This is a genomic window from Bacillus xiapuensis (assembly GCF_002797355.1).
Classification (GTDB): Bacteria; Bacillota; Bacilli; order Bacillales; family Domibacillaceae; genus Bacillus_CE; species Bacillus_CE xiapuensis.
In genome coordinates this window covers 1-20,859 of record NZ_NJAY01000008.1, presented here as the reverse complement: position 1 = coordinate 20,859, position 20,859 = coordinate 1, and the positions used below count along the sequence as shown (strand labels likewise).

Sequence of the window (20,859 nt, the reverse complement as noted above, 5' to 3'; positions counted from 1 at the left end):
ATTAAAGGCAAATTCAGATTTATAATTCTCTACTAATTCAAAAAATGAATTTGTATCAATTTCCTTGTCCCCCATTCTAAACGAATATAGGCCTCGTGAGGATATTTAATAGAATCAGAACTACTTCTGTTATATTCTTTATTTAGAATTTTGTCGATTTGGGATTGAATTTCTAATCCTTTCTTGTCTTCCTTATTTCCAATATGAAGAATTAAACACCGTTGCCTTGCAGTTGTTAAAGTCGCAAACTTCGGGAATCCTTTTCGCCTATAACCAATTCTATCTGCTGTTCCGGCATCTTCTACTTCAAATTCCGTATTACCCCATATAAAATTATCGATTTCCCGTGCCAGTTTTCTTGCTTTATCTTTCTCAAAACGCAAAAAGAAATATTCCTTAGATTTTTGTCTATCACCAATACAATTAATAACACAGAATTCCTCAAATTGTTTTAGTAAAAAACTAGTAGGGTATCTCCTTCATTTTCAAAATCCTTTTGTTTGTCCCTTAAGAAATGCCGAATATCTATCCATGTAATAATTATAGGTTCGTCTAGAATATTTTGACCGTTCGCAAATAACCTTGTATGTCCATCTAACTGCTCCTTAGTTAGGTATGAGTTATAACCAATTTTATTTTCTAATAATAGAGAGATCTCATTTGATAAAATTGCACCATCAGGAATATTAGAATCCTTATATGTACCTTTCCTAATTTCTTTATTTTCCGCAATCCCAATTACCCCAGCATAAGGAGTAATAATATTTAAAGGTGAAGTCAACTGTTGCCTGAACTCAAAGTTTCCACTTTCTTTTGTCCTAATGCCAATAAATCTAATAAATTCATTTGTCAAAACTGGAGAGGAGTGCTGTAAGACATTTAAAAATGCCTTAGTAACATTATTTTCAATTTGCAATTGATTTGTCTCTTGGTCCTTATTTCTTGTCTGTCCCCGGTAATAATGAAAAATATTATTGTAAATTGACATAAACGTATTACTCCTTTAATTTAACAGGTACTTCAATAATGGCTATCTTAAACTCTCCACCGGTAGACTCCATAACTTTTGAGTAGTGAAGCCAATCTAATTTATAGGTACCTAACAGATTTAAGGAAGATTCCCTTCCCTTCATAGTGCCTTGTCCTGTATTTTGTCCCCAATTTAACTCGCCTTCTAAGATCTTTCCATTATGAATTCGATACTCAATATCATTAGGCACCTTATCAGGAAGCACAGGCTGCTTCCACAGTGCAGATTCATTCGAAAGGATTATCGCAAATCCATTTGTGTTACCTAGTGTGTTACAAACCGTTTCAATTCTCATAATATCTTTAATAAAATCATACCTTGCTAAATCAGGTGCTCCATGATTTTTCAAATTAAATACTTCATCGATTAATTGTAAACTAATTTTTTTGGTAATGTATTTCAACTCTATTGCTGTTCGGCTGCCATTTGGGTGTGTAACCCATATATCAATATACACATTACCATCGGAAATTGCTGGGTTGTATTCTAGTCTTAATTTACTATTGGGGTTTTTATTATGTATTTCCCAAGCCAAAGCATGTTGGAAGTCTGCTTCTGAATGGAAAACAGGCCTTTCTTTTGCCATATTAGACAATATTGAAAAAAACTGATCCATATTCCAGTCTCCACTATATATAAGATTGAGTTATTTCTAAAATTAAAATTACTAAGTTCCTATATTTTTAAAACATTATTCACCTTCTGGTAACGTAACATCTCTTCCCTCCATAATAGGAAACTGCCTTAAAAATTTTCGCATTCTAGGAGATTCAATAAATCTTTTTTCAAATTCTTCTTGAGCAATCTGTTTTAATAGTTTCCTACTCTCTGATTTTCTTGCACCATTACATTTTTGGGAAATACATTTTGGATGGTTTTCTACATCAATTTCAGCATCTCCGATAAAAATTTCAGAAGTAAGGATAAAATCGTAAATTGCTTTTTCTTTTCTACTTAGTTCTCCATCATTATCATTAAAATAAACAGAAGGCTTAATCCTTCTCCAAGCGTTACCGTTTTTATCAAACAATGGAATATCTGTCTCATATTGAACAAAGAAATACCTATCTCTATCGCCTTTTCTTCTAAAGTCCATAAACCTTTTACCATTTAATAAGCGAATTGGAAATTTTAAAATAAATGGTCCATAATAATTCCCATTATGAAATGAATTTAAGCCTACCCAAACACCCTTAGAAGTCCATTGACCAAACATTGGATGTTCAAGAGACCATTCACTTCTTAAAATAAGTTTCCTATTAACTAGGATATCTTCTAATTCATCTTGGTGGCATGCATGATAAAAATATGAACCTGCAAATCTACTTGTCAATTCTTCGGTCCATGTAAAATATCCTCTGAAATCATCCGAATGAAATGGTCTTTTATAATCTGGTATTCCCATATTTCCCCCTCCAATAATATACAGTAATATAAAGAAGAGCCCTGTAAAACTAAACAGGGGCTCTTTATTCTTTGCTGAAATATTCGTCAATGTTAGGTTATTCTATTAAAGAACATTAAGCGTCCATCGGCCAACCTTTATACTGTTCTTCAGCCTGTTCCATAAATTTGTTAGTTAAAAATTGAAGTTGCTGCCCTGTTACTTTCTCTTTCATTAATACCATTTTGACTGCAAGTTTCACTTTAGCATAAACATCTTGTCGGTGTGGGCTAGTCCAATCAACATCGAGTTTCTTTTTTAACTCATTAACAACTTTGTGTATTAAGTTGGCTAGGAACTCATGTGAAAAAGCGCCTTCTTCCATAGAAGTAATTACTTTGTAAAATTCAATCTCTTCTTCAGACAAGCCTAAGTCCTGTCGTTTGCGCATTTCCTCTTCCATTTCTTTGCGCATTTTAATCATCATGCGAACGACATCTGCCGCTTGAATAACACGATTATGGTATTCAGTTAACGTTTTTTCTAGTAACTCTTGCATTGTTTTTGTTTGTGGACTTCCTTGTTTAAAGGTTACTTTGATTTTGTCCTCAAGAAGTTTTTTAAGTAATTTTAACCGTAGATCCTCATGTTCTTTCTTCGTTAAATCGGCTAAAAATTGCTCATCAAGAATACTAATATCCTGCCGTTCTATTCCTGCCACTTTAAAAATATCTACCGTTTCTTTTGCTAATAAATTTTGATCTAATAACGCTGACAATTGTTCTTCTAATGTCTTATTTCCACCTGCAGTTCCACCGGGCGGTCGTAAATGCTTGCGTAATTGAGCCTTTAACATTAAATATAGAGTTACCTCATCAGCAATAACCATTACTTCTGGCTGATTTTTAACAAGTTGATATGACTTCTCTAATTTCGTTGCATATTGTATATAATCCTCTGTATCGCTGCTTAATAGCACATTTACTAAATCTGCTATTAAATCTTCCCTATCTATTTGGGGTTTATGTCTCCAACCTTCTATCTCTATATTTGAAGGGATATAGTTTCTAACAGATTCTAAATTTTCGTTAAAAATTCTAATTGCCTCAGCAACATCATAAGCAGGATTGCCTGTTCCTCCGCCCTTAGTATATTTTTGTGTTGCCTCTTTTAGAGAAGTAGCAATACCTATATAATCGACAACCATTCCACCTTCTTTACCGGGGAAGACTCGGTTAACCCTTGCAATTGCTTGCATTAGATTATGCCCCTTCATAGGCTTATCAACATATAGGTATGAGAGTGGCTGTGCGTCCATACCTGTTAGCCACATATCCACTACTATTACAAACTTAAGTGGGTCTTCAGGGTTCCTTAATTTAGCCTTAACATCTTCTTGTTCTTTCTTAGACTTAATATGTGAATATTGGCTTCCTTCTTGAATTTCTCTCCATTCGCGCGGATCTTTTGATACATCGCCTGTCATAATGACTTCCATTTTTGGGCAACCTTCTACCTCTTTCAGACAATCGTATAAATCTGCAGCAATTTGACGGCTCATACAAACGATCATTGCTTTTTGAAAAGGATTGGCCATTGAATTAAAATGTGATACGATATCGTTTGCAAGACGTTTGAGCCGTTTTGGAGTTCCCACAACTTTTTCTAAAGCGGCCCACTTTCTTTTATAGCCCTCTGAATCATCACTTTCACCATTGTCTACAAATATATCATCGAATTGACCATCTATATCCTCTGCGGTTAAATCAAGTGGTACTAGTCGGCTTTCATAATAGATTGGTAATGTCGCTTTATCCGCAACAGCCTGTGCCATGTCATAACGATGAATAGTGTGTCCAAATATCTCTTCTGTATTGTTTCCAACAAAATCTACTGGAGTACCTGTAAAGCCGATATGTGAAGCATTTGGAAGTGCAAAACGCAATTGCGCCGCGTAACCACCTTCAAATCCTGACTGTGTACGATGCGCCTCATCAGCAATTACAACAATGTTCCTGCGTTCTGAAAGTACAGGGTGTTGTGTTTCTTCACCTTTTAGGCGAAACTTTTCAATTGTTGAAAAGACAACAGGGGTGGCTTCACCTCTAAGAATTGTTCTTAACTTTCCAGTGCTACTTGCCCTTTCAACCTTTCCTATTAATGACTCACCCTCAACAAAAGTATCATACAATTGTTCATCTAAATCATTTCTATCCACTTGAATCACAATGGAAGGATTATTTAGTTCAGGATGTCTGCTTAAAATACCTGCAAAGAAAAGCATACTTAATGATTTCCCTGAACCAGTCGTATGATACATAACGCCAATTTTACGGTCTCCATCTGGCCTTGTTGCACGAACTGTTTCCGTAACTGCAAAATTAACCCCGAAAAATTGGTGGTATTTTGCCCCTATTTTCTTCGTTTTGTCCCCGGCCTTAAGGAAGACTATAAAGTTACGAATATAGTTTAACAGACGGTCTTTAGGGAACAGTCCTTCAATTAATGTACGCATAGTATTAGCCCGATTGTTATCTACATTTCTTCCGTCAATGGATTTCCAAGAAGCAAAAAAATCATAATCAGCAAAAGGCATTCCATGCTTGGTTTCCACATTATCCGAAACAACTGTGAAGGTATTATAATTAAAAAGTTGTGAAATATCATAGGTGTAATTTTGAATTTGTGTATAAGCATCCTTCACAGTTGCTTGTTCACTATTAGGATTTTTTAATTCAAATACAATGAGCGGAAGCCCATTAACATATATAATAATATCTGGTCTTCGAGACATTCTTCCCTCAATTGAAAGTTGATTAACCACAAGAAAGTCATTTTTTTCCGGGGTTTTCCAATCAATTGGAAAAACGTGAGGAGTATAAGTTTTACCGTTCAATTCATAGTTAAACTCTACTCCCTTAACTAACATTTGATGAAATGCTTGGTTTCGCTGTATTAAATTGATACCATCAGGCGAAGTAAATATACTTGTCAGTCGTCTTATTTCTTGCTCTGGTATAGTAGGGTAAGCCTTTTTTAGGAAGGCTTCAAACCTATTTAATAATATTACTTCCTGCAAGTGTTCACGTTCACCACGCTGAAACAATTCTTGTGCATGAAGATATTCATAACCAATTCTTTTTAATCTCTCTATTGTAGTTTCTTCGAATGCTGTTTCACCTAGAGGTCTGGACATGATGTACACCTCCTATTTGATATATATGCTATTACTATACTTCTTCTACCTGTTTCTCTATTTCTAATAAATCAATTTCACCTGAAAGTAATCTAGGAAGAAGATATCCTCGTAGACGAGTTAACCCCTCGATTTCGCATAGGTTACACTCAATCTGTTTAAATATGTTTTCACATTTTTTTGTATATTCTTCAATTCTAACTGCTTTTAAGATTTGTAACATCTTAAAGTTTGTTTTACTTACTTCTTTAAAAGTACTACCATTTGAAATAGACATAATCTTTTCCATATTTGTCTTTAGCCAAAAATATAACTGGTATAAATTGAAGTTTTCATTAGGTATTAAAGTAATAAAACCTTGATTAGTTGAAGAAGGTTCTCTATTAATGGAGATCTCTCCAATTGTTGCACGACTGGTCATCATAATACTGTATGGAGGAAACAACTTAGCAGAACTTTTTTCAAGACCGAGTTGTGTAATTTTCTTGGCTGAATTTGTAATAAACATTGATTTCTGGGATGTTAAATCGGTAGGTGAAAACCAATTAATAATTCCGTTTTCCCAATATTCACTTATACTGGTTTTTGGAGTTCCTCCTCCTATTATTTCAATAGCGTTACCAACACTAGATACACTCCAGTCTTTCGGAATTAAACCTAATTCTGATTCACTAAATTCTTCATCCTGAAATGGTTCAAAATCCACAAACCAATGTTTATAAAGCGTCATCCCCATCTCTTCAAGGATTTTGTTCATTTTTAGGTTTACTTGAATTTTATTATCAATATTTGAAAGGATTTTGACAATTTTTTGTTGAGTTTTCAAAGGTGGTATTATTAATGAATACTTCATTATTTCATCTTTATCGCCCCTCGGCATCTTAGCCCCTTTAGCACCCGACATAACGTAATCAAAGAATTTATCAGTGAAAAGATTATAATATAAAAATTTACTGTCAACTTGGTTTGTGTCCTTATTTTTTATTACTAAAACGTCATTTGAACACCCTCCAACTTTATCAGCAAACCAAATCTTTTTGAAATAAGGTCTGATATTTGAGATGAGAATATCCTCACAATTATACTTACTAACAGTCTTGGATGACGGTAAAGAGGATGCTAAAGTTACTCCCCCTCTGTCCGGTAACATATTCTCTGTAGAGAGATAATTGTAAACGGTTATTTGATCAACACTTATTCTATCATCACTATAAAAACTAACATCCTTTAGTTGAACTTCTTTCCAATCACTCACACTATTTCCTCCAAGTCTTTCTTAATCTCTGCTTGAAGGCGATTCGACTCCTCAAATTGTTCCAACAATAATTGCTTTAATTCTTCCATCTTCTCTTCAAATGGCACATCTTCTTCATCTGTTTCCTCTGTTCCAACATAAACACCCGGAGTTAGTTTGTAATCATTACCTTGAACTTCTTCAAGACTTGCTACTTTACAAAACCCTACTAAATCTTCAAATTCGTCAGATTCTTTACTTTTGAAGTCATGATAAACCTTTGAAATTCTATCTATTTCTTCTTGAATAAGTGCTTTTTGCTTGCGACTTACAAGTGTCCCCATTTTTCTTGCATCTATAAAAAGGAATTCTTTCTTCCTTTCCCTGAAGTTACTCTTTCCATCACGATTTTTACTTAAAAAGATAAGGCAACATGGAATACCAGTTGTAAAGAACAATTTTTCTGGTAATTGAACAACACAATCAATATAACCTTCATCAATTAAATGTTGACGAACTTCCTTTTCTTCTTTTACATTGGTAGTCATTGCACCATTGGCCATAACAAATCCAGCAGTACCACTACTATTTAAATGATACAAAAAGTGCTGCATCCACATATAGTTAGCATTGCTATTTGTCACTGGCCCTATTAGTCTTGGGTCATTCTTAGCAATTCTCTCTGCCCCCCAATCCTTCTGATTAAAAGGTGGGTTTGCTATAACGTAATCTGCTTTCAAATCAGGATACTGATCATTTAATAAGGAATCACCTAAGCGAATTTCAGCATTTATTCCATGTAGAAGAACATTCATCTTTCCTAATCGAACAGTTGTGGTCACATTTTCTTGCCCATAAAACGATAATGATTTCTTACGTGGTGAATATTCCTCACTTTGAATAAACATTCCACCACTACCACATGCAGGGTCAAATACTTTACCACTAATAGGTTCAAGCATTGAAACTAACAGATTTACTATACTTGACGGCGTGAAGAATTCTCCTCCTCTATTCCCCTCTGATGAGGCAAATGAGCCGATAAAATATTCATAAGTTCGCCCCAATACATCCACACTCTCATTGGTCCTAGCACTAAATACATCACGAGAGAATACTTCAATTAGTCCTGCTATATTTTCAGCAGGAAGATTTGAACCTTGAAAAATTCTTGGTAACATTCCTTCCAGTTCAGGGTTCTCCTCTTCAATTCGTTTCATTGCATTATCTAGAATTTCTTTTATATTTGGTTGCTTTGCATTTGACATTATAAAAGACCATTGAGCCTCTTCTGGCACTACAAACACATTCTCAGCCTTATACTGGTCATGGTCATCAATTATTACCATTTGTGTATCTTTATCTTCTGTATACCAATCACTACTTGGGTCTTTCACCATTTGTTCCAATTGCATACGACGTTGCTCATATTTATTTGATAAGTATCTTAGAAATATCAAAGGTAACACATAATGTTTATAATCAGCAGGTGCCACACTACCCCGCATTTTATTCGCTGCTTCAAATAAGTCTTTCTGAAAATCTATGTCTGCCTGTACCTTCATGGTTTATCCTCCTATATTTCCACAAAACATCTTACTATTTACCTATTTTATCATAAATGAGAAAATCTTAAATTACAGATTACAAATATTAGTAGGTAATAAAAAGAAGTAAGGACCTAATCCTTACTTTAAATAAATTCTATCCTAACTAATTAATTAAATCATAAATTGCTTTATATGCTCTATTAATCGCTTTATTTTTGACTGTGATAGCAAGTTTTTTCACAAAAACAGTTAATTCATTTGACTCCTTACTTTGATTCATTAATGACTCTTCTTTAGTAATAATAATACAATATCCTGTTTTGTTTAGTCGGGTACCTTTCATCTTTACAACAGCAACACAATAATTTTCCTTTTGTGCAAGAACAATATCATCACTTACTTGTTTAATTTGAATATCCTTTCTTATGTTCATACCCATCCCTCTTCAGTTAGATTAATTATCATGATATTCTATATCAGAAGGACATGACCTTTAAATAATTTTGAACTTTCATTTATAATTGATAGAGGAAAATAGCAAATTAATCTAAATAAGGAGAAGACTTAATGACAAATGACAGAGACAGCATTATCAATATTTTAGCGAATAAGTATTTTCATTTCCTTTGCACTCTCCCATTCAAGATCAACTCTATATGAAGGGAATTCACGAAGGAAAGGGTAAGTTTCTCGCAAATTTACATATTCATTTATCCACAAAAGGTTTACCTAAAAGGTGGAATGACAAGCGATATTCTACTGATTATGTAACTCCAGCAGCATTAGAAGTTCCAAGAATCATAGTGTTAAAGGATTAGAATACGAGCATCTTATTCCAAAGAAGAAATATATACAAGATATATGCGAACAAAAAGCAATGGAAGGAAGTCTTACTGAAGAATTTGTTAGGCGTATTATTAGCAAATGCCTTTGGACTGCAACGGTTACATCAGAAGAACATAGCCTGCTTTCACGTAGGATAATGCCGTCAGATTGGGATAAAAACAATATTAAGGCTCGATATGAGTATGCCGGTATTACTTTACTAGAGCACGAAAAGAATTACTTTGTGAGTATTAAATAAAAGTGATAAAAGCGGTAATTGTGCATTACTTACCGTTTTTATCACTTTTTAGTTTACTCAAATGTAATTATTTCTTCAGTTCTTAAATTAATTGCCCAGTCATAGGCATTGTTATTATAATTATAGACAATTATTTCAGGGTGATAATGATTTATTACTCTACCTAAACTAAAACTAAGTGAAACAGGTGTAGTAGCAAATAAATGGATTTTACTAACACCTTCAGCCTTTAACTTCGACAAAATATCTAAGAAAAATTTTTGATATAAATCTATTTGTGCGTAATTATTTATTTTCCACCTATCTGGATTTTCAATACCTATCGAAATTACCTGCGATAAGTTTGAAACACTAGTTATTCCTTCATCCAGTATAGGAAATGATTGCTCTATTTTTATTGCAACTTCATTTCCGTAACTATTTTGCTCATTATAATTACTAACAATTTTCATGTCAGTATTATATTTCTTATTTAATTCATAGAAACCCTTTCCTAATGTCTCAGCATCCTCCCCCTGATATTCGAATAATATTGGATTATCTGTATCTTTGAAATGATATCCATCTAGAAATGCCAGTGGCACATGTGGAAATCCGAGATAAATTAACGAATTACTATTATTACCTCGCTTTATTGCAACCTTCATCCTTTTCCTTTGCTTTTTTAATATTTTCAGGAGATTCTCCTTTTTAATACTTCCATCAACCTCAAATAATTTAATAACGTTAAGAGTTAAAAACAAACAGCCTTGCTCCTGATATTTTTCCTTAATTTTTGAATAGTTGGCTTCTTTCTTTGAAAAGGTGGTTAACATGACGTACTCTCTCTTCATAAAACGAAGGATATTATTTATTATCCAATTATATACAATTTGTAGTAACCCGAATTTTTTATATAGCAAAATACTAGAAAAAACCAATATTAATAATGTTATTATTGCTGTAAATGGATCACTTTGAATAAGTATAAACAATTCAGTCACTGTTTGAACTAATTTCATCATAGGCTCCTTTGTAAATAAAAACTATTTCACCGCTTATACGGTTTCCTACCCATATTTTATAATAGTTTATACCACCAATTATAAAGAATAAATGATCATAGAAAGTATTAGACTTTTTTAATAACTTTCTCCAATTCCTAATATCCTGCAAAGAATAATGTGGATCATTTTCAGGATGAGTATGCCATTCACCCATATACATAACTGTCCCGTGACTTTCCATCCACTTTTTTTGTAATATTGCATTATGAGTCTTTTTCTTTCGAATGAATCGACACCTTGATTGAAAGTCCCCTATTTGTGGTATAGTATAGTCCCTTATTTCAATTTCATTGCTGTTATTTACAATTGAGCCTATCACCATACCACCTGATTCTTTATCTCGATATTTTAATTGGCGTCTCGATCTTATTTCTTCAATTATTGTTTCTTCAACATTAATAATCATATTTTCATATTTAATCTTAATCATTTCTAAGTGCCTCTTTGTGGTGCAAGGAACACATTTTACAACTAGAATTAATATATTCATAGTTTTCCTGCATTAACATATCTAATGGTTGTCCGTATCTCTCGGAAGTTTGATATCCACTTTCTTCAAACGCTTTAGAAGAACCCTTCCATGATATTAATGGATTTTTTCCTTTAATCTCGTTGTTTAAATACCTTAAAACGAGTCTTGAGGCAAGTATTGCTGTCTCCATCGAATCAATACTTCCATATGGAGTGAATGATGTTGTGCAACCATTCATATTTTTAATAAATGGTACATCACTCTTACCTGCAAATGATGGGAACATGCTTAATTCTTCATCAATTAAACATTCATAACAACCTTTGTCTCCATTGTTAACCATCAGTGCGTGCCCTCCTACTCCATAGGCTTCAACCCAAGTAAAAATAGCAGGTGTAGGTGATTTCAAGATAAATTCATTTAACTTTCTTTCAGTATTTGGGTCTCCAATTGCAACAATTATTAAATCATAATCTTTTATATTTAATTCTCCATTTTCTATCGCAACTAAAGCATCCTCTTCTAGTGTGTGTATATTAGAATTAGGATACCTAGACTCCATTTCATTTTTTAAAAGTTCTACTTTAGATTTATTTTCAATAGACTTATCCATTCCCAAAAAATGTCGATATGAATTTTCAATTCTTAATTTATCATTGTCTACCAATGTAAACTGTTTAATTCCAGAACGTGCTAATAAAAATAACAAGTCACTTCCTACTGAACCACATCCTATTAGTAAAGTATTCAAATCTTTCTTTACTCCACTGGCTCTCTCAATTAATGTCGCCTCATCTTCCCTAAAAACAAACAGAGGTGTAATTTCAAATGCATTTGTAATAGTTTCATTAATCAGTGGATTTACCCTCTTGGAAAGTCCTTGAACAACCTTTTTATACCAAAGCCCAATAATCACATAATCACCTGTTAATAATGGGATTCTTATTAAATAATAGTAATTATTCTTGTTTGCACAGAACTCCTTTAACTTTTGTATGGTATCACTAGTTGTGTGTTCTTTTATTATTTTTATTATTTCGTCACTCGACCAAAAACGGTCTAATTGTGGTACATTTCCTGAATAAGTATGGTCTAAAGGTACATAAAATGCTTTATTTAGATTATGTGTGTTAATATTTGTTTTTAACAACCTACCTAAGAATAATTTTGATTGATTATTATCATTTAAAAATGCAAAGGGTTTATCCTTTAAAGTAAGAACCGATATTTCCATTGGTTCATCTTCTGGAGTAAATACAGAAAAAACATGTTCTAATGGGTCAAGAGATCCAAAATAATAACTAAATTCACGGTGATATTCTATTTGTGGCGAATCTGCAATTAATACTCTTTCCACTCTCTCAAAAACAAAATCGAGTGTACTTTCAGGAATATTGTTCCAGATAACTCCTTCTCTATCTAAGAAACATACCAGCCCATTACTCATAACATGTGGTATTTTAGGAATAATATGTTGCCCTTTGTTTATAGAAACAAAAGGCAACTGTGAAGGAAATAACGGACTAAAAGTTATTTCTAAAGGAATAGTGTAACCATTTCGCATTTTAAATGAAAATTCAAACTGAAATGGATTTATTGTTTTAATACTTTCAATATATTCTTTTTCACTTAATAATTTTTCAAAATTAATTTTCATAACCCCAACCCTTTGCAGAGTTTGATGAAGGTGCGCTTGATAACGCAACTTTTTGGTATCTTGCTTGTGCTGATTCTGGGATCGGGAATTTATCTCCAAGATATGGACTTAATACAGTACAAGCATCATGTGGATCGCTTTTGCTTTGTGCATCGGCTAATGCACCCTCAAAAGTGACAAGTTTTTGATAAAATGAGTTCATTTGTACCTTTGTCATTTTAGAAAAAACATTTGTATATGGCTTCACCGGTAAACTATATTCAATTGTGCGCAAATATTCTTCCCGTTCTGAATCCCACACAAGAACAAATTTACTTTTTAAATTATTTACAAAGTCCTTTAAAGCAGTCAAATCATCATATTTATAAGTCCCTGATAAAGAGTTGTATGCTTGTCTAGGAGTAAATAAATCAACTGCTGCAATAGTTATCCCCACACTAGGTGGCCTTGAACTACCTGAAGTGGAAAAGCATATATCTTTCCATTTCTTCATGTATCTCACAATTCGTTTAAATTGTTTTTTATCATCGCCTTCAAAAGAATTCGAAATATGGTCATTTAACCCTTCTGGATCTGCAGGGTCCCAATATTTTTTATCATCCGCTGCAAATTCCTTGCCCCAAGCAAGATACAAATCATTGTCATATTTAGATTTAATATATACAGGTAAGTCGACATGGTAGATTGGTTCATCTTCTTGTGAATAAGTTATGGTTACACAGGGGTTTTTAATCTTAGGTGGGGTGTTCGTGTGGTTTGCAAGTATGTCTTTAATAATTTTTTTCAATTCTACACTATCAGTGTAATCCTCTTTGTATAAATCAAAAATTACGCCTTCATCTATATCGTAATCTTTATCTTCAGGTACAATACCAAGGTCAACTGCATAACTACCTTGATCAATGAATTCTAAACTTGGAACATCTTTATCCATTTCCTCAAATTTAGTCTTAATACCACTTTTAATTTTGTCTGTTATAATATCTCTTTTTTCTCTTAACTCTTTGTTTTCCTTAAATCTTTTCAACTTAATCGCATCATGGAACTCTTCAAATTGTTTCTGAATATCAGCCATAACTTCTCCCCCTAAAATAATTCTTTTCTATTATTATACGTCAAAACTGGAAACCTTAAATAAATGAACAACAGGCTACGACATAGCGTTTAACCCATTAATAGACTAATTGCTAAACACTATGATTACCTTGATAACCCGAATATTTGTTCTTATATTGATTGTATCAAGAATTCGGACAGGTATCAAATATCAACATTTTCTTAAACAGAACTTTTTAATAAAAAAACAAAAAAACAGGGAATTCCCCCTGTTTTAGTTATTGCTGTATATATTTTGTAATTTGTATCCTTAAGTATGGTACCGGTGGAACGTGTAGTTACTCAACAATTAATGTTAATGCTTCTTCCTCAAGTTCCAACTGGAACTTTTCTCTAATCCCCGCCTTACGGTATATTCTCCATAAGGTTAAATCCTGCCCGTCTTCCCGCAATTCTTGTACTGCCCATTGTAACCTTCTAATTTGAAAATCCTTAATACTCTCAGTTTGTTCCTCCAAATATTTTTTTGTCTTTGGTAGTTTATCAAGGTGCTTTTCCAATAATGGTCTAATTCCAATTCTACTGCCTACAGAACTTATAGTAATACGCATGGGCTTCTCGATAGACAACATATCATTAACAGCACCCCTTACATTTTTGTAAATTTCCTCATCCCGATACTTCCAGTCAACCCTATGATTATCATTGGCGGTTGATTTTAAATTAGGGGAGTTTCGATTCAACCAGTCCCTATCATTACGATATAACCATGTGAACACTCTATTGTTAAGTTGGCGTAATTCTGTTTTACTGCTGCTGGGATACTGTTTTTTTAATTTAAGCCATTCTCTTCTGTATCCTTCTCTCTTCTCGGAAGGAGAATCCTGCTTAATGGGATTTTTACTTCTATCCTCTTCCTCACTTCTTTTTATCCAATATGTTTGTAAACCTAATTTCTTAGTATATTTTTTGACTGTGGCAGGGTCTACCTCCAATTGCCTTGCCGTTTCCCTTAAACTTAGTCTTTGTCTAGTAAGTTGTTTTAATTTGGCTTCCCATTCAGGGCCAAATTGCTTAATCTTGGTTATTTTGTATCTGTCTTTCTCTTCTTGATCAGGACCTGTTCTGAGGTAAATAAAACCACAATCGCACCTAAATATCCCAATGGGACTTTTACTATCCGTGCCATACCTTAATTCTATGTCGGTAACAACAGGGCTCAAATAATGACTAGCAACAGGATTCAAACATGGCCACGGTTTCTCTCCAAACGGTTTATAGTCGATTTTTTTAATAAAAAAATCTGAAATGGAAATTCCGAGGAACTGTATAAATAATAGGTGTCTTAAGGGATGGGTAGTCCTATTGTTTCTACGAAGCATATCATTTAGCCAATTGTTATTATTATTAATATCTGATTGCATTTTTTCCAGTAATCCATGTCCATAAAAATCCAAAAAGGACTCTAGCAACTCTTTTTTTCTTACCCTACCGTTTACATTTGCAAAACCAAGTTCTTTTAACCTACTTAAATACTGCTCTTTAAACCAGTCCAACGACTTACTTTCCACCTTATTACTTAACAGAAATTTAATATCTTCTGTAATATTGATTACCTTTTCCATGGTTTTATCAGTGTATTTTGATTCCCAAGTAATTATTTTGCAAGTTTCAGTAGCGGCTAATCTATAATCATGTTTGTTATAACCCCTAACAGGGACTTGGCTATCATACAGTGGCGTCTTATGATCTGGGCAAACAAGAATTCCCGGTATTTGATGGATTCTATGCCAATACATTTCTCCAAGGTTATTCATCTCTTCCTCAACACATTGGGGACAAAATTTAAAGAACTGATTCAACTTAATTGAACTTGCCATCAAACCAATCCTATTATAAATGCTGCCCCCATTATCCCCAATCATAGATTCTTTAACTTTAGCATCATGGTCAGGAGGTAGGAATGCAGCATAAAACGGATACAGTGTATGATTTGCAATTAGGTATTCGGGTGTATAATGATGCCCGACAGGAAGGTTTTCCATAATACGATAGATATGAGAAGGCAAGTCCATTATTGCTGTAATACTGTCCGTTCCATATACATCTTTTTGTGTTGCTTTGATACTGACGTTTCCACTACGTACGTGGTATCTCGCCAAAACACTGTATAAAAGTTCGTCTTTATACGGGACAGGAAAGAAGGTCATCATTTCCCATCACCCTGTCTGACCAAAATCGTTTTCATGACTTTTAATAAAGCCACCATTACTAAGAATTTCATACGCTGTCTTGTTCTCTTTTCGTCCCTCAATAACTAAATTCCTTATATCATTCACTACCGAAGATTCTTCCTTCTTTGACCTTTTCTTTCGTTTATATGCAGCAGATATTCCCTGAATGGCTCTCACAACCAATTCGTTTATATCCAAATTCCCCTCTTTTTCAGTAATTTCCTCTACAACCTTTTGAACCTCGTTTGGTTCAAAATCCAATTCTATTAGTTTCAAAATTGCCTTTTCTTTAATGGATATACTCATTTCTTGTTCTTTTTTCTTTTGCGTTCTTTTTATTGCCTCCATCTTCATTTGCAAATCAATAGAAGCCCTTTCTCTATCCAAAAATCCTAAAAAATCTACATCCACTGTACTGATATCCTCAAACTTTGCAATCTTACTAATGTTGCCCGACTTCAAAGCCTGAATCATTGGTTTAACAAGTTGTAAATGCTTATTAGCCACTTGACTAATGGTTTCTGGTGTTATTTCTTCCCTACCTGTCATAATGGCCTCAATTTGACCCATGGCATAAAGTTTTACCGCGATATCAATAATACCTTGGCTTTCCTCATACAAGGTATTTTTAAAATCATCTGTTAAAGGTATCTGCTTCTTGGTCCATTGATAACCCCAAAGCGCATTAATCAATAACTCCCAGTTTTGGTTGTTTTTTAATCTATCCCAAATCATATCTCCTTGACCACTTCCCCGCCTTGCCTGTCTAAATTCACTTTGCAAAATAGACAATCCAGCGGGAGTTCCTACTAAAATAACTGGAACACCAATTGTATTAACTAGTGTTACAAAAAAGTTCAGCATCTTTTGATCCCCACCACTTTTTGCTTTACTTAAATGCTGAATCTCGTCTATAACTAAAACACCCAGCCCTGTGTTTCTCGCTATTTGAGACATAATCACCAACATATCATTTATCGTTTTTCTACCTAGCCCAAATTTTTTGTGATATTCTGTTCCCAATAAATCGTCGACCTTTCGAAAAAATTCCAAGGCTAGTCCTCTCAAGGAAGAATCAAAAGGACAATCGAGTTTAAGCCATGCAAGTTGATACATACTGAAATTTATTCCGTTATAGTCTTTGTGAACAATAACTTGAGGATATAAGGACAAAATTCTATTTATAGCAGTTGTTTTTCCCATGCCACTTACACCGATTATTGTAAAACCTGCTGCAGTTGTTCTAAAAACACTATTATTGCTTAATTCTCTCTGCAATCCTTTGATATTTCGATGTCCTTCCTGCAAGCCCTGTGCATACCCGGCTCGAAAAGGATTTCTTGCCAAATATCCCTGTCGAATTACCCTAGAGATTCTACTTTCCAAATCCAAGTGTATCCATAACGGTTGAAAACATTGGAATAATCTTTGAACCAAATGAATGCGATAATGTTTATCTAGCATTCTTTCTTTTGGGTTGTATTCAGCATATATAGCCATTTTTTCAATGGCTTCCTCTGTAGAGAGTATAGAAGGAAGTGCTTCAATGAAAGGATTCCCACTATATTCCTTGATAACCTGTTCCCCGTATTCAGCAACAACAGCATCACTGCCATTTGGAATAATAATTTTATTCATCTTTCTTTTTTAAAGCCTCCTTCTGCTTTCTCAACAACAAATCAAACCCTGAATCTCCCATAAATTCATCACTTTCTGATTGATTAAAAGGAACAATCTTAGAGTTTTCTATATTAACTTTATTTAATTCAAAAGCCTCTTCATCACGTTGTATCATTTTTTCAATAGCACGGTTTGCTCGAATGCTCCCTATTCTGCCCCTTTTACTAATTACATCCGTTTGTTTTTGAGATGTTTCCATTTTAGCCTGTTTTACAATCTCTTCAATTTCTGTGTTTAAATCTACTTTTGACTGTATTGCTTTCTCCTTGTGCTGCTTTTCTTTCAGTTTTTCGTATTCTAGCAAGTAATTAATTTCTTCAACTACCTTGCCCTTATATCGTTGCTGATGTTCCAATAAAAAGCATTTATCAAAACTCAATCCATTTTCATCCCGTAAATATAAATAATCCATATTTCTTGGATCATAACTTATTTCAATTTTCCAAGTGCCCCGGTTCCGTGCCTTTTCAAACCATCTTTCCTTTAAAGACTGTTTTGAACCATAGAGTAATCCTTTATACGCAATCCCCTTTGCAGTTACGGTAGCCTTGCCCGTTGGCATGAGATTGAGTTTTACAACATCCTCTGAAACATGACGTAACTTTCCAGATTTGTTGTTTATCCCCCATTTCCAGAGTTGTATTGGAATAGACTCTATTCCGTCCTCCACCATCATTTCTTCACGCTGATAGTTTGTAAGATAATGTTGATTATTATGATATAAAACACATTTGATAATCACTTGAGTAAACTGGTAAATATCCAACTGTGCCTCCAAACGGTAATCACGATCACCACGTTCTTTAACAGGCTTTACAGCACCCGGTAGAAAAGCCTTCGTTCTTGTATTGGTCACTCGAAAATGTTGTTCAATTATTCCCTTTAAGTCAGCCCTGTAAGAAGGTGTATTTAAAATTTTTATTCCGAAGTTATTAATTAGGGGCTCAACTTTACTTCCCTCTAATTCTCCTCGGTCAGCCAATATAGATTCTGGAAGATGTGCGACTGGCCACTCATGTTTTTCAATCTCAATTCCGAAGTCCCGACAAAAACTTACTTTATCAGAAGCAGCATTAGCCAAAGCCATCATTGCACCCGCCCAAGATGGACCTTCCAATCCAATATATAGACCAACGATCATTCTGCTATAAACATCCATTACTGAATAAATTATAGGTCGTCCAATTATCCAGTCCCGGTTAAATCTTGATAACAAGTACAAGTCGCCAACTGTTGCGTCAATCTGATAAACTGCACCGGGGCCTAATGCTTCTGTTGTAGATTCCCCAATAATTGCTCTATGATTTTGTTCATAATTTTTTCGACCTTTTCTCTGGCCGATTTCTTTTTTGATGTCTCTTTCCTTTTCAAACCAATACCTAAATTGATTTAGTGATGGTAACTTTCCATAGGAGTTTATTACGGGTATTTCCACCTTCCCTTTCACTTTACTATCTATACTAAAATACTCTTTTAACATTAATTCATAAGTAAGAGTTAGGGATTTTTCTGCAGAGGAGTAATAATGTTTATTTATTGCCGTTCTAAAGATTTTTTTGATATTTTCATCAATATTTATTCCTTCGCCTGTTACCTGTCCATGCTTTCTAGGCCTTCCTCTTTTTACCTCATTAGCCTTCTTTTCCTTACCTTTACCTCCACACAGATAATAATCAGGTAAAAGGGCATTTTTTGTTTTACCGCGTTGCCAATACTTCTTTAAATAGCGGATAATAGTACTTTCATGAATATTGTGGGCTTCACTCTTTTTTAGAATTAATTTTCTTCTTTCTGCAGAGTGGTAGACAAATGGCTCTAACTTCACAATATCCTTTATAATTTCCCAAGTACTGTCACGTAAGGACAGATGTTTTTCAGGAATATCATTTTCATTTATCAACCGACTGAATGGGTCCTTTTCAACAAGAATTATGCTACCCTTGTTAAGCCCCTCTTCCACTTCTGAAATATTCCTTTCATAGGGCAAAGAGGTGGTATGAATATTAAAAAAATACCCATAATCATGTTCTTTATTAAGCCATAATACCCTTTCTACTACTTTCTCGTTATCTGAATCAGGAAAGGAAATAAGATTATTAACTACAAGCATTTTCTTTTTACCTCCTCATTCGTAACTCGTGACTTTACTTCTATTGTTGGATTGGATAGATTTACGTCAATTTGGTTAGTCATATCTATCCCAATCTGTTTGGAAGCAATTAAAAACTTAAACACGAACAACGCTGTTCCTGAATCGTAATTAAATTCCTTGTCAAAGTCAGCGGTAATCTTTCTAATTGAATGCTTGGCATCTACTAATCTTTCTATTAAAGAGTTGCCTAAATAAATCAGTTCATCCTGTGTAAAACCTCTTTCAGCATATGAATATAAGCAGGAATGGACCCATTCAATATTTTTTGCAAGCACATTAGAAATTTCTTTTTGAGTAACAACTCCCCAGTCTATTCCTTTTTCCGTCCAATATCGGCGTTCAATCTCTAATCTTTCCAATGTCTTTTTCTTCTCAAGTTCCGAAGCCATTTTTATGCTTCTGGCTAATTGCAAATTAACTCCATCTGCTCTGTTTATCGTTATTAGGAAATTAGTGCTTAGTGTATATGGATATCCACTATCTTTATCTGTAAATAGTTTGAAATTCAAATCTGATTTATGTTGAATAGCATCTTCAAGGTCCAACAGGGGATAATGTTCTCGAATGTCAACAACTGTATCTTCCCACTCCAGCATATAAAAGTAGCGAGCCTGCAAATCTGAAAAAAAATGATGTACTCTACCACTCTTCCACCCTAGTATTCGTGATACTCTCCCCATAGAAGGAAAATCCTGAATAGTCAACCATGGTTTATATTCCTTACCTGCTCCCTGTCCCCGTCCTTCTTTAATAAACCGATTATATTTATTCTCATTCCAAGATTGATTACGTTTAGTCATTTTTCACTTCCTCTACTACGATAAGGTGAATTTTAGTAACTCGATTCTAACGGGCCGGTTAGACACATTCAATATCCCTCAGCAATCTTTTTTATGATTTTAAGGGAACATTATTATCATTCTTCTACCACCTAAGATATTTACTGCAAATAACTTTTTGTAACTATGTTAAATTAGAATAAAGTTTGCAGAAGCGAGGAATCACGTTCACCCCTTGCCACATCTGACTTCAAAGGCATTACCCAACTTTTTTAATGAGAATAAAGTTTGCTCAAAGATTTGCC

The 20,859-nt window shown here is 34.0% G+C and carries 16 protein-coding genes; all 16 read right to left on the bottom strand.

Annotation, left to right across the window (positions count from 1 at the left end; all coding sequences use genetic code 11):
- Positions 1–32: 32 nt before the first annotated feature.
- Positions 33–383 (bottom strand): hypothetical protein, encoded by a 351-nt coding sequence (locus CEF20_RS16395; protein WP_100332937.1) that lies wholly within the window; start codon positions 381–383, stop codon positions 33–35.
- 68 nt (positions 384–451) lie between these two features.
- Positions 452–988: a hypothetical protein gene (locus tag CEF20_RS16390; RefSeq protein ID WP_100332936.1), complete on the bottom strand. Its 537-nt coding sequence runs from the start codon at positions 986–988 to the stop codon at positions 452–454.
- Between the two features lie 7 nt (positions 989–995).
- Positions 996–1,646 (bottom strand): hypothetical protein, encoded by a 651-nt coding sequence (locus CEF20_RS16385; protein ID WP_100332935.1) that lies wholly within the window; start codon positions 1,644–1,646, stop codon positions 996–998.
- A gap of 75 nt (positions 1,647–1,721) precedes the next feature.
- The gene (locus CEF20_RS16380; protein WP_100332934.1) at positions 1,722–2,435 is read right to left on the bottom strand and encodes a hypothetical protein; all 714 of its coding nucleotides are present in this window, start codon (positions 2,433–2,435) and stop codon (positions 1,722–1,724) included.
- A gap of 115 nt (positions 2,436–2,550) precedes the next feature.
- Positions 2,551–5,610: a type I restriction endonuclease subunit R gene (locus CEF20_RS16375; protein ID WP_100332933.1), complete on the bottom strand. Its 3,060-nt coding sequence runs from the start codon at positions 5,608–5,610 to the stop codon at positions 2,551–2,553.
- A gap of 34 nt (positions 5,611–5,644) precedes the next feature.
- Positions 5,645–6,865: a restriction endonuclease subunit S gene (locus tag CEF20_RS16370; RefSeq protein WP_100332932.1), complete on the bottom strand. Its 1,221-nt coding sequence runs from the start codon at positions 6,863–6,865 to the stop codon at positions 5,645–5,647.
- A complete protein-coding gene (locus tag CEF20_RS16365; RefSeq protein ID WP_100332931.1) occupies positions 6,862–8,409 on the bottom strand; it encodes a type I restriction-modification system subunit M in 1,548 nt (515 codons plus the stop codon). The genes CEF20_RS16370 and CEF20_RS16365 overlap by 4 nt, the downstream gene beginning before the upstream one ends.
- 148 nt (positions 8,410–8,557) lie before the next feature.
- The gene (locus CEF20_RS16360) at positions 8,558–8,827 is read right to left on the bottom strand and encodes a hypothetical protein (protein WP_100332930.1); all 270 of its coding nucleotides are present in this window, start codon (positions 8,825–8,827) and stop codon (positions 8,558–8,560) included.
- 704 nt (positions 8,828–9,531) lie between these two features.
- Positions 9,532–10,482, bottom strand: a complete 951-nt coding sequence (locus tag CEF20_RS16355; RefSeq protein ID WP_159346402.1) for an SAVED domain-containing protein — start codon at positions 10,480–10,482, stop codon at positions 9,532–9,534.
- Positions 10,454–10,954, bottom strand: coding sequence for a Mov34/MPN/PAD-1 family protein (locus CEF20_RS16350; protein ID WP_157796327.1), 501 nt, complete (start codon positions 10,952–10,954; stop codon positions 10,454–10,456). Before CEF20_RS16350 ends, CEF20_RS16355 begins: the two co-directional genes overlap by 29 nt.
- Positions 10,947–12,653, bottom strand: coding sequence for a ThiF family adenylyltransferase (locus tag CEF20_RS16345; protein WP_100332927.1), 1,707 nt, complete (start codon positions 12,651–12,653; stop codon positions 10,947–10,949). The genes CEF20_RS16350 and CEF20_RS16345 overlap by 8 nt, the downstream gene beginning before the upstream one ends.
- A complete protein-coding gene (locus CEF20_RS16340; protein ID WP_100332926.1) occupies positions 12,643–13,728 on the bottom strand; it encodes a cyclic GMP-AMP synthase DncV-like nucleotidyltransferase in 1,086 nt (361 codons plus the stop codon). Before CEF20_RS16340 ends, CEF20_RS16345 begins: the two co-directional genes overlap by 11 nt.
- 319 nt (positions 13,729–14,047) lie before the next feature.
- Positions 14,048–15,922, bottom strand: a complete 1,875-nt coding sequence (locus tag CEF20_RS16335; RefSeq protein ID WP_100332925.1) for a TnsD family Tn7-like transposition protein — start codon at positions 15,920–15,922, stop codon at positions 14,048–14,050.
- A gap of 6 nt (positions 15,923–15,928) precedes the next feature.
- Positions 15,929–17,581, bottom strand: a complete 1,653-nt coding sequence (locus CEF20_RS16330) for an ATP-binding protein (protein WP_100332924.1) — start codon at positions 17,579–17,581, stop codon at positions 15,929–15,931.
- Positions 17,574–19,733, bottom strand: a complete 2,160-nt coding sequence (locus CEF20_RS16325) for a Mu transposase C-terminal domain-containing protein (RefSeq protein ID WP_100332923.1) — start codon at positions 19,731–19,733, stop codon at positions 17,574–17,576. The genes CEF20_RS16330 and CEF20_RS16325 overlap by 8 nt, the downstream gene beginning before the upstream one ends.
- Entirely contained in the window at positions 19,724–20,575 is an 852-nt protein-coding gene (locus tag CEF20_RS16320) for a TnsA endonuclease C-terminal domain-containing protein (RefSeq protein WP_100332922.1), read from the bottom strand. Before CEF20_RS16320 ends, CEF20_RS16325 begins: the two co-directional genes overlap by 10 nt.
- Positions 20,576–20,859: the final 284 nt, after the last annotated feature.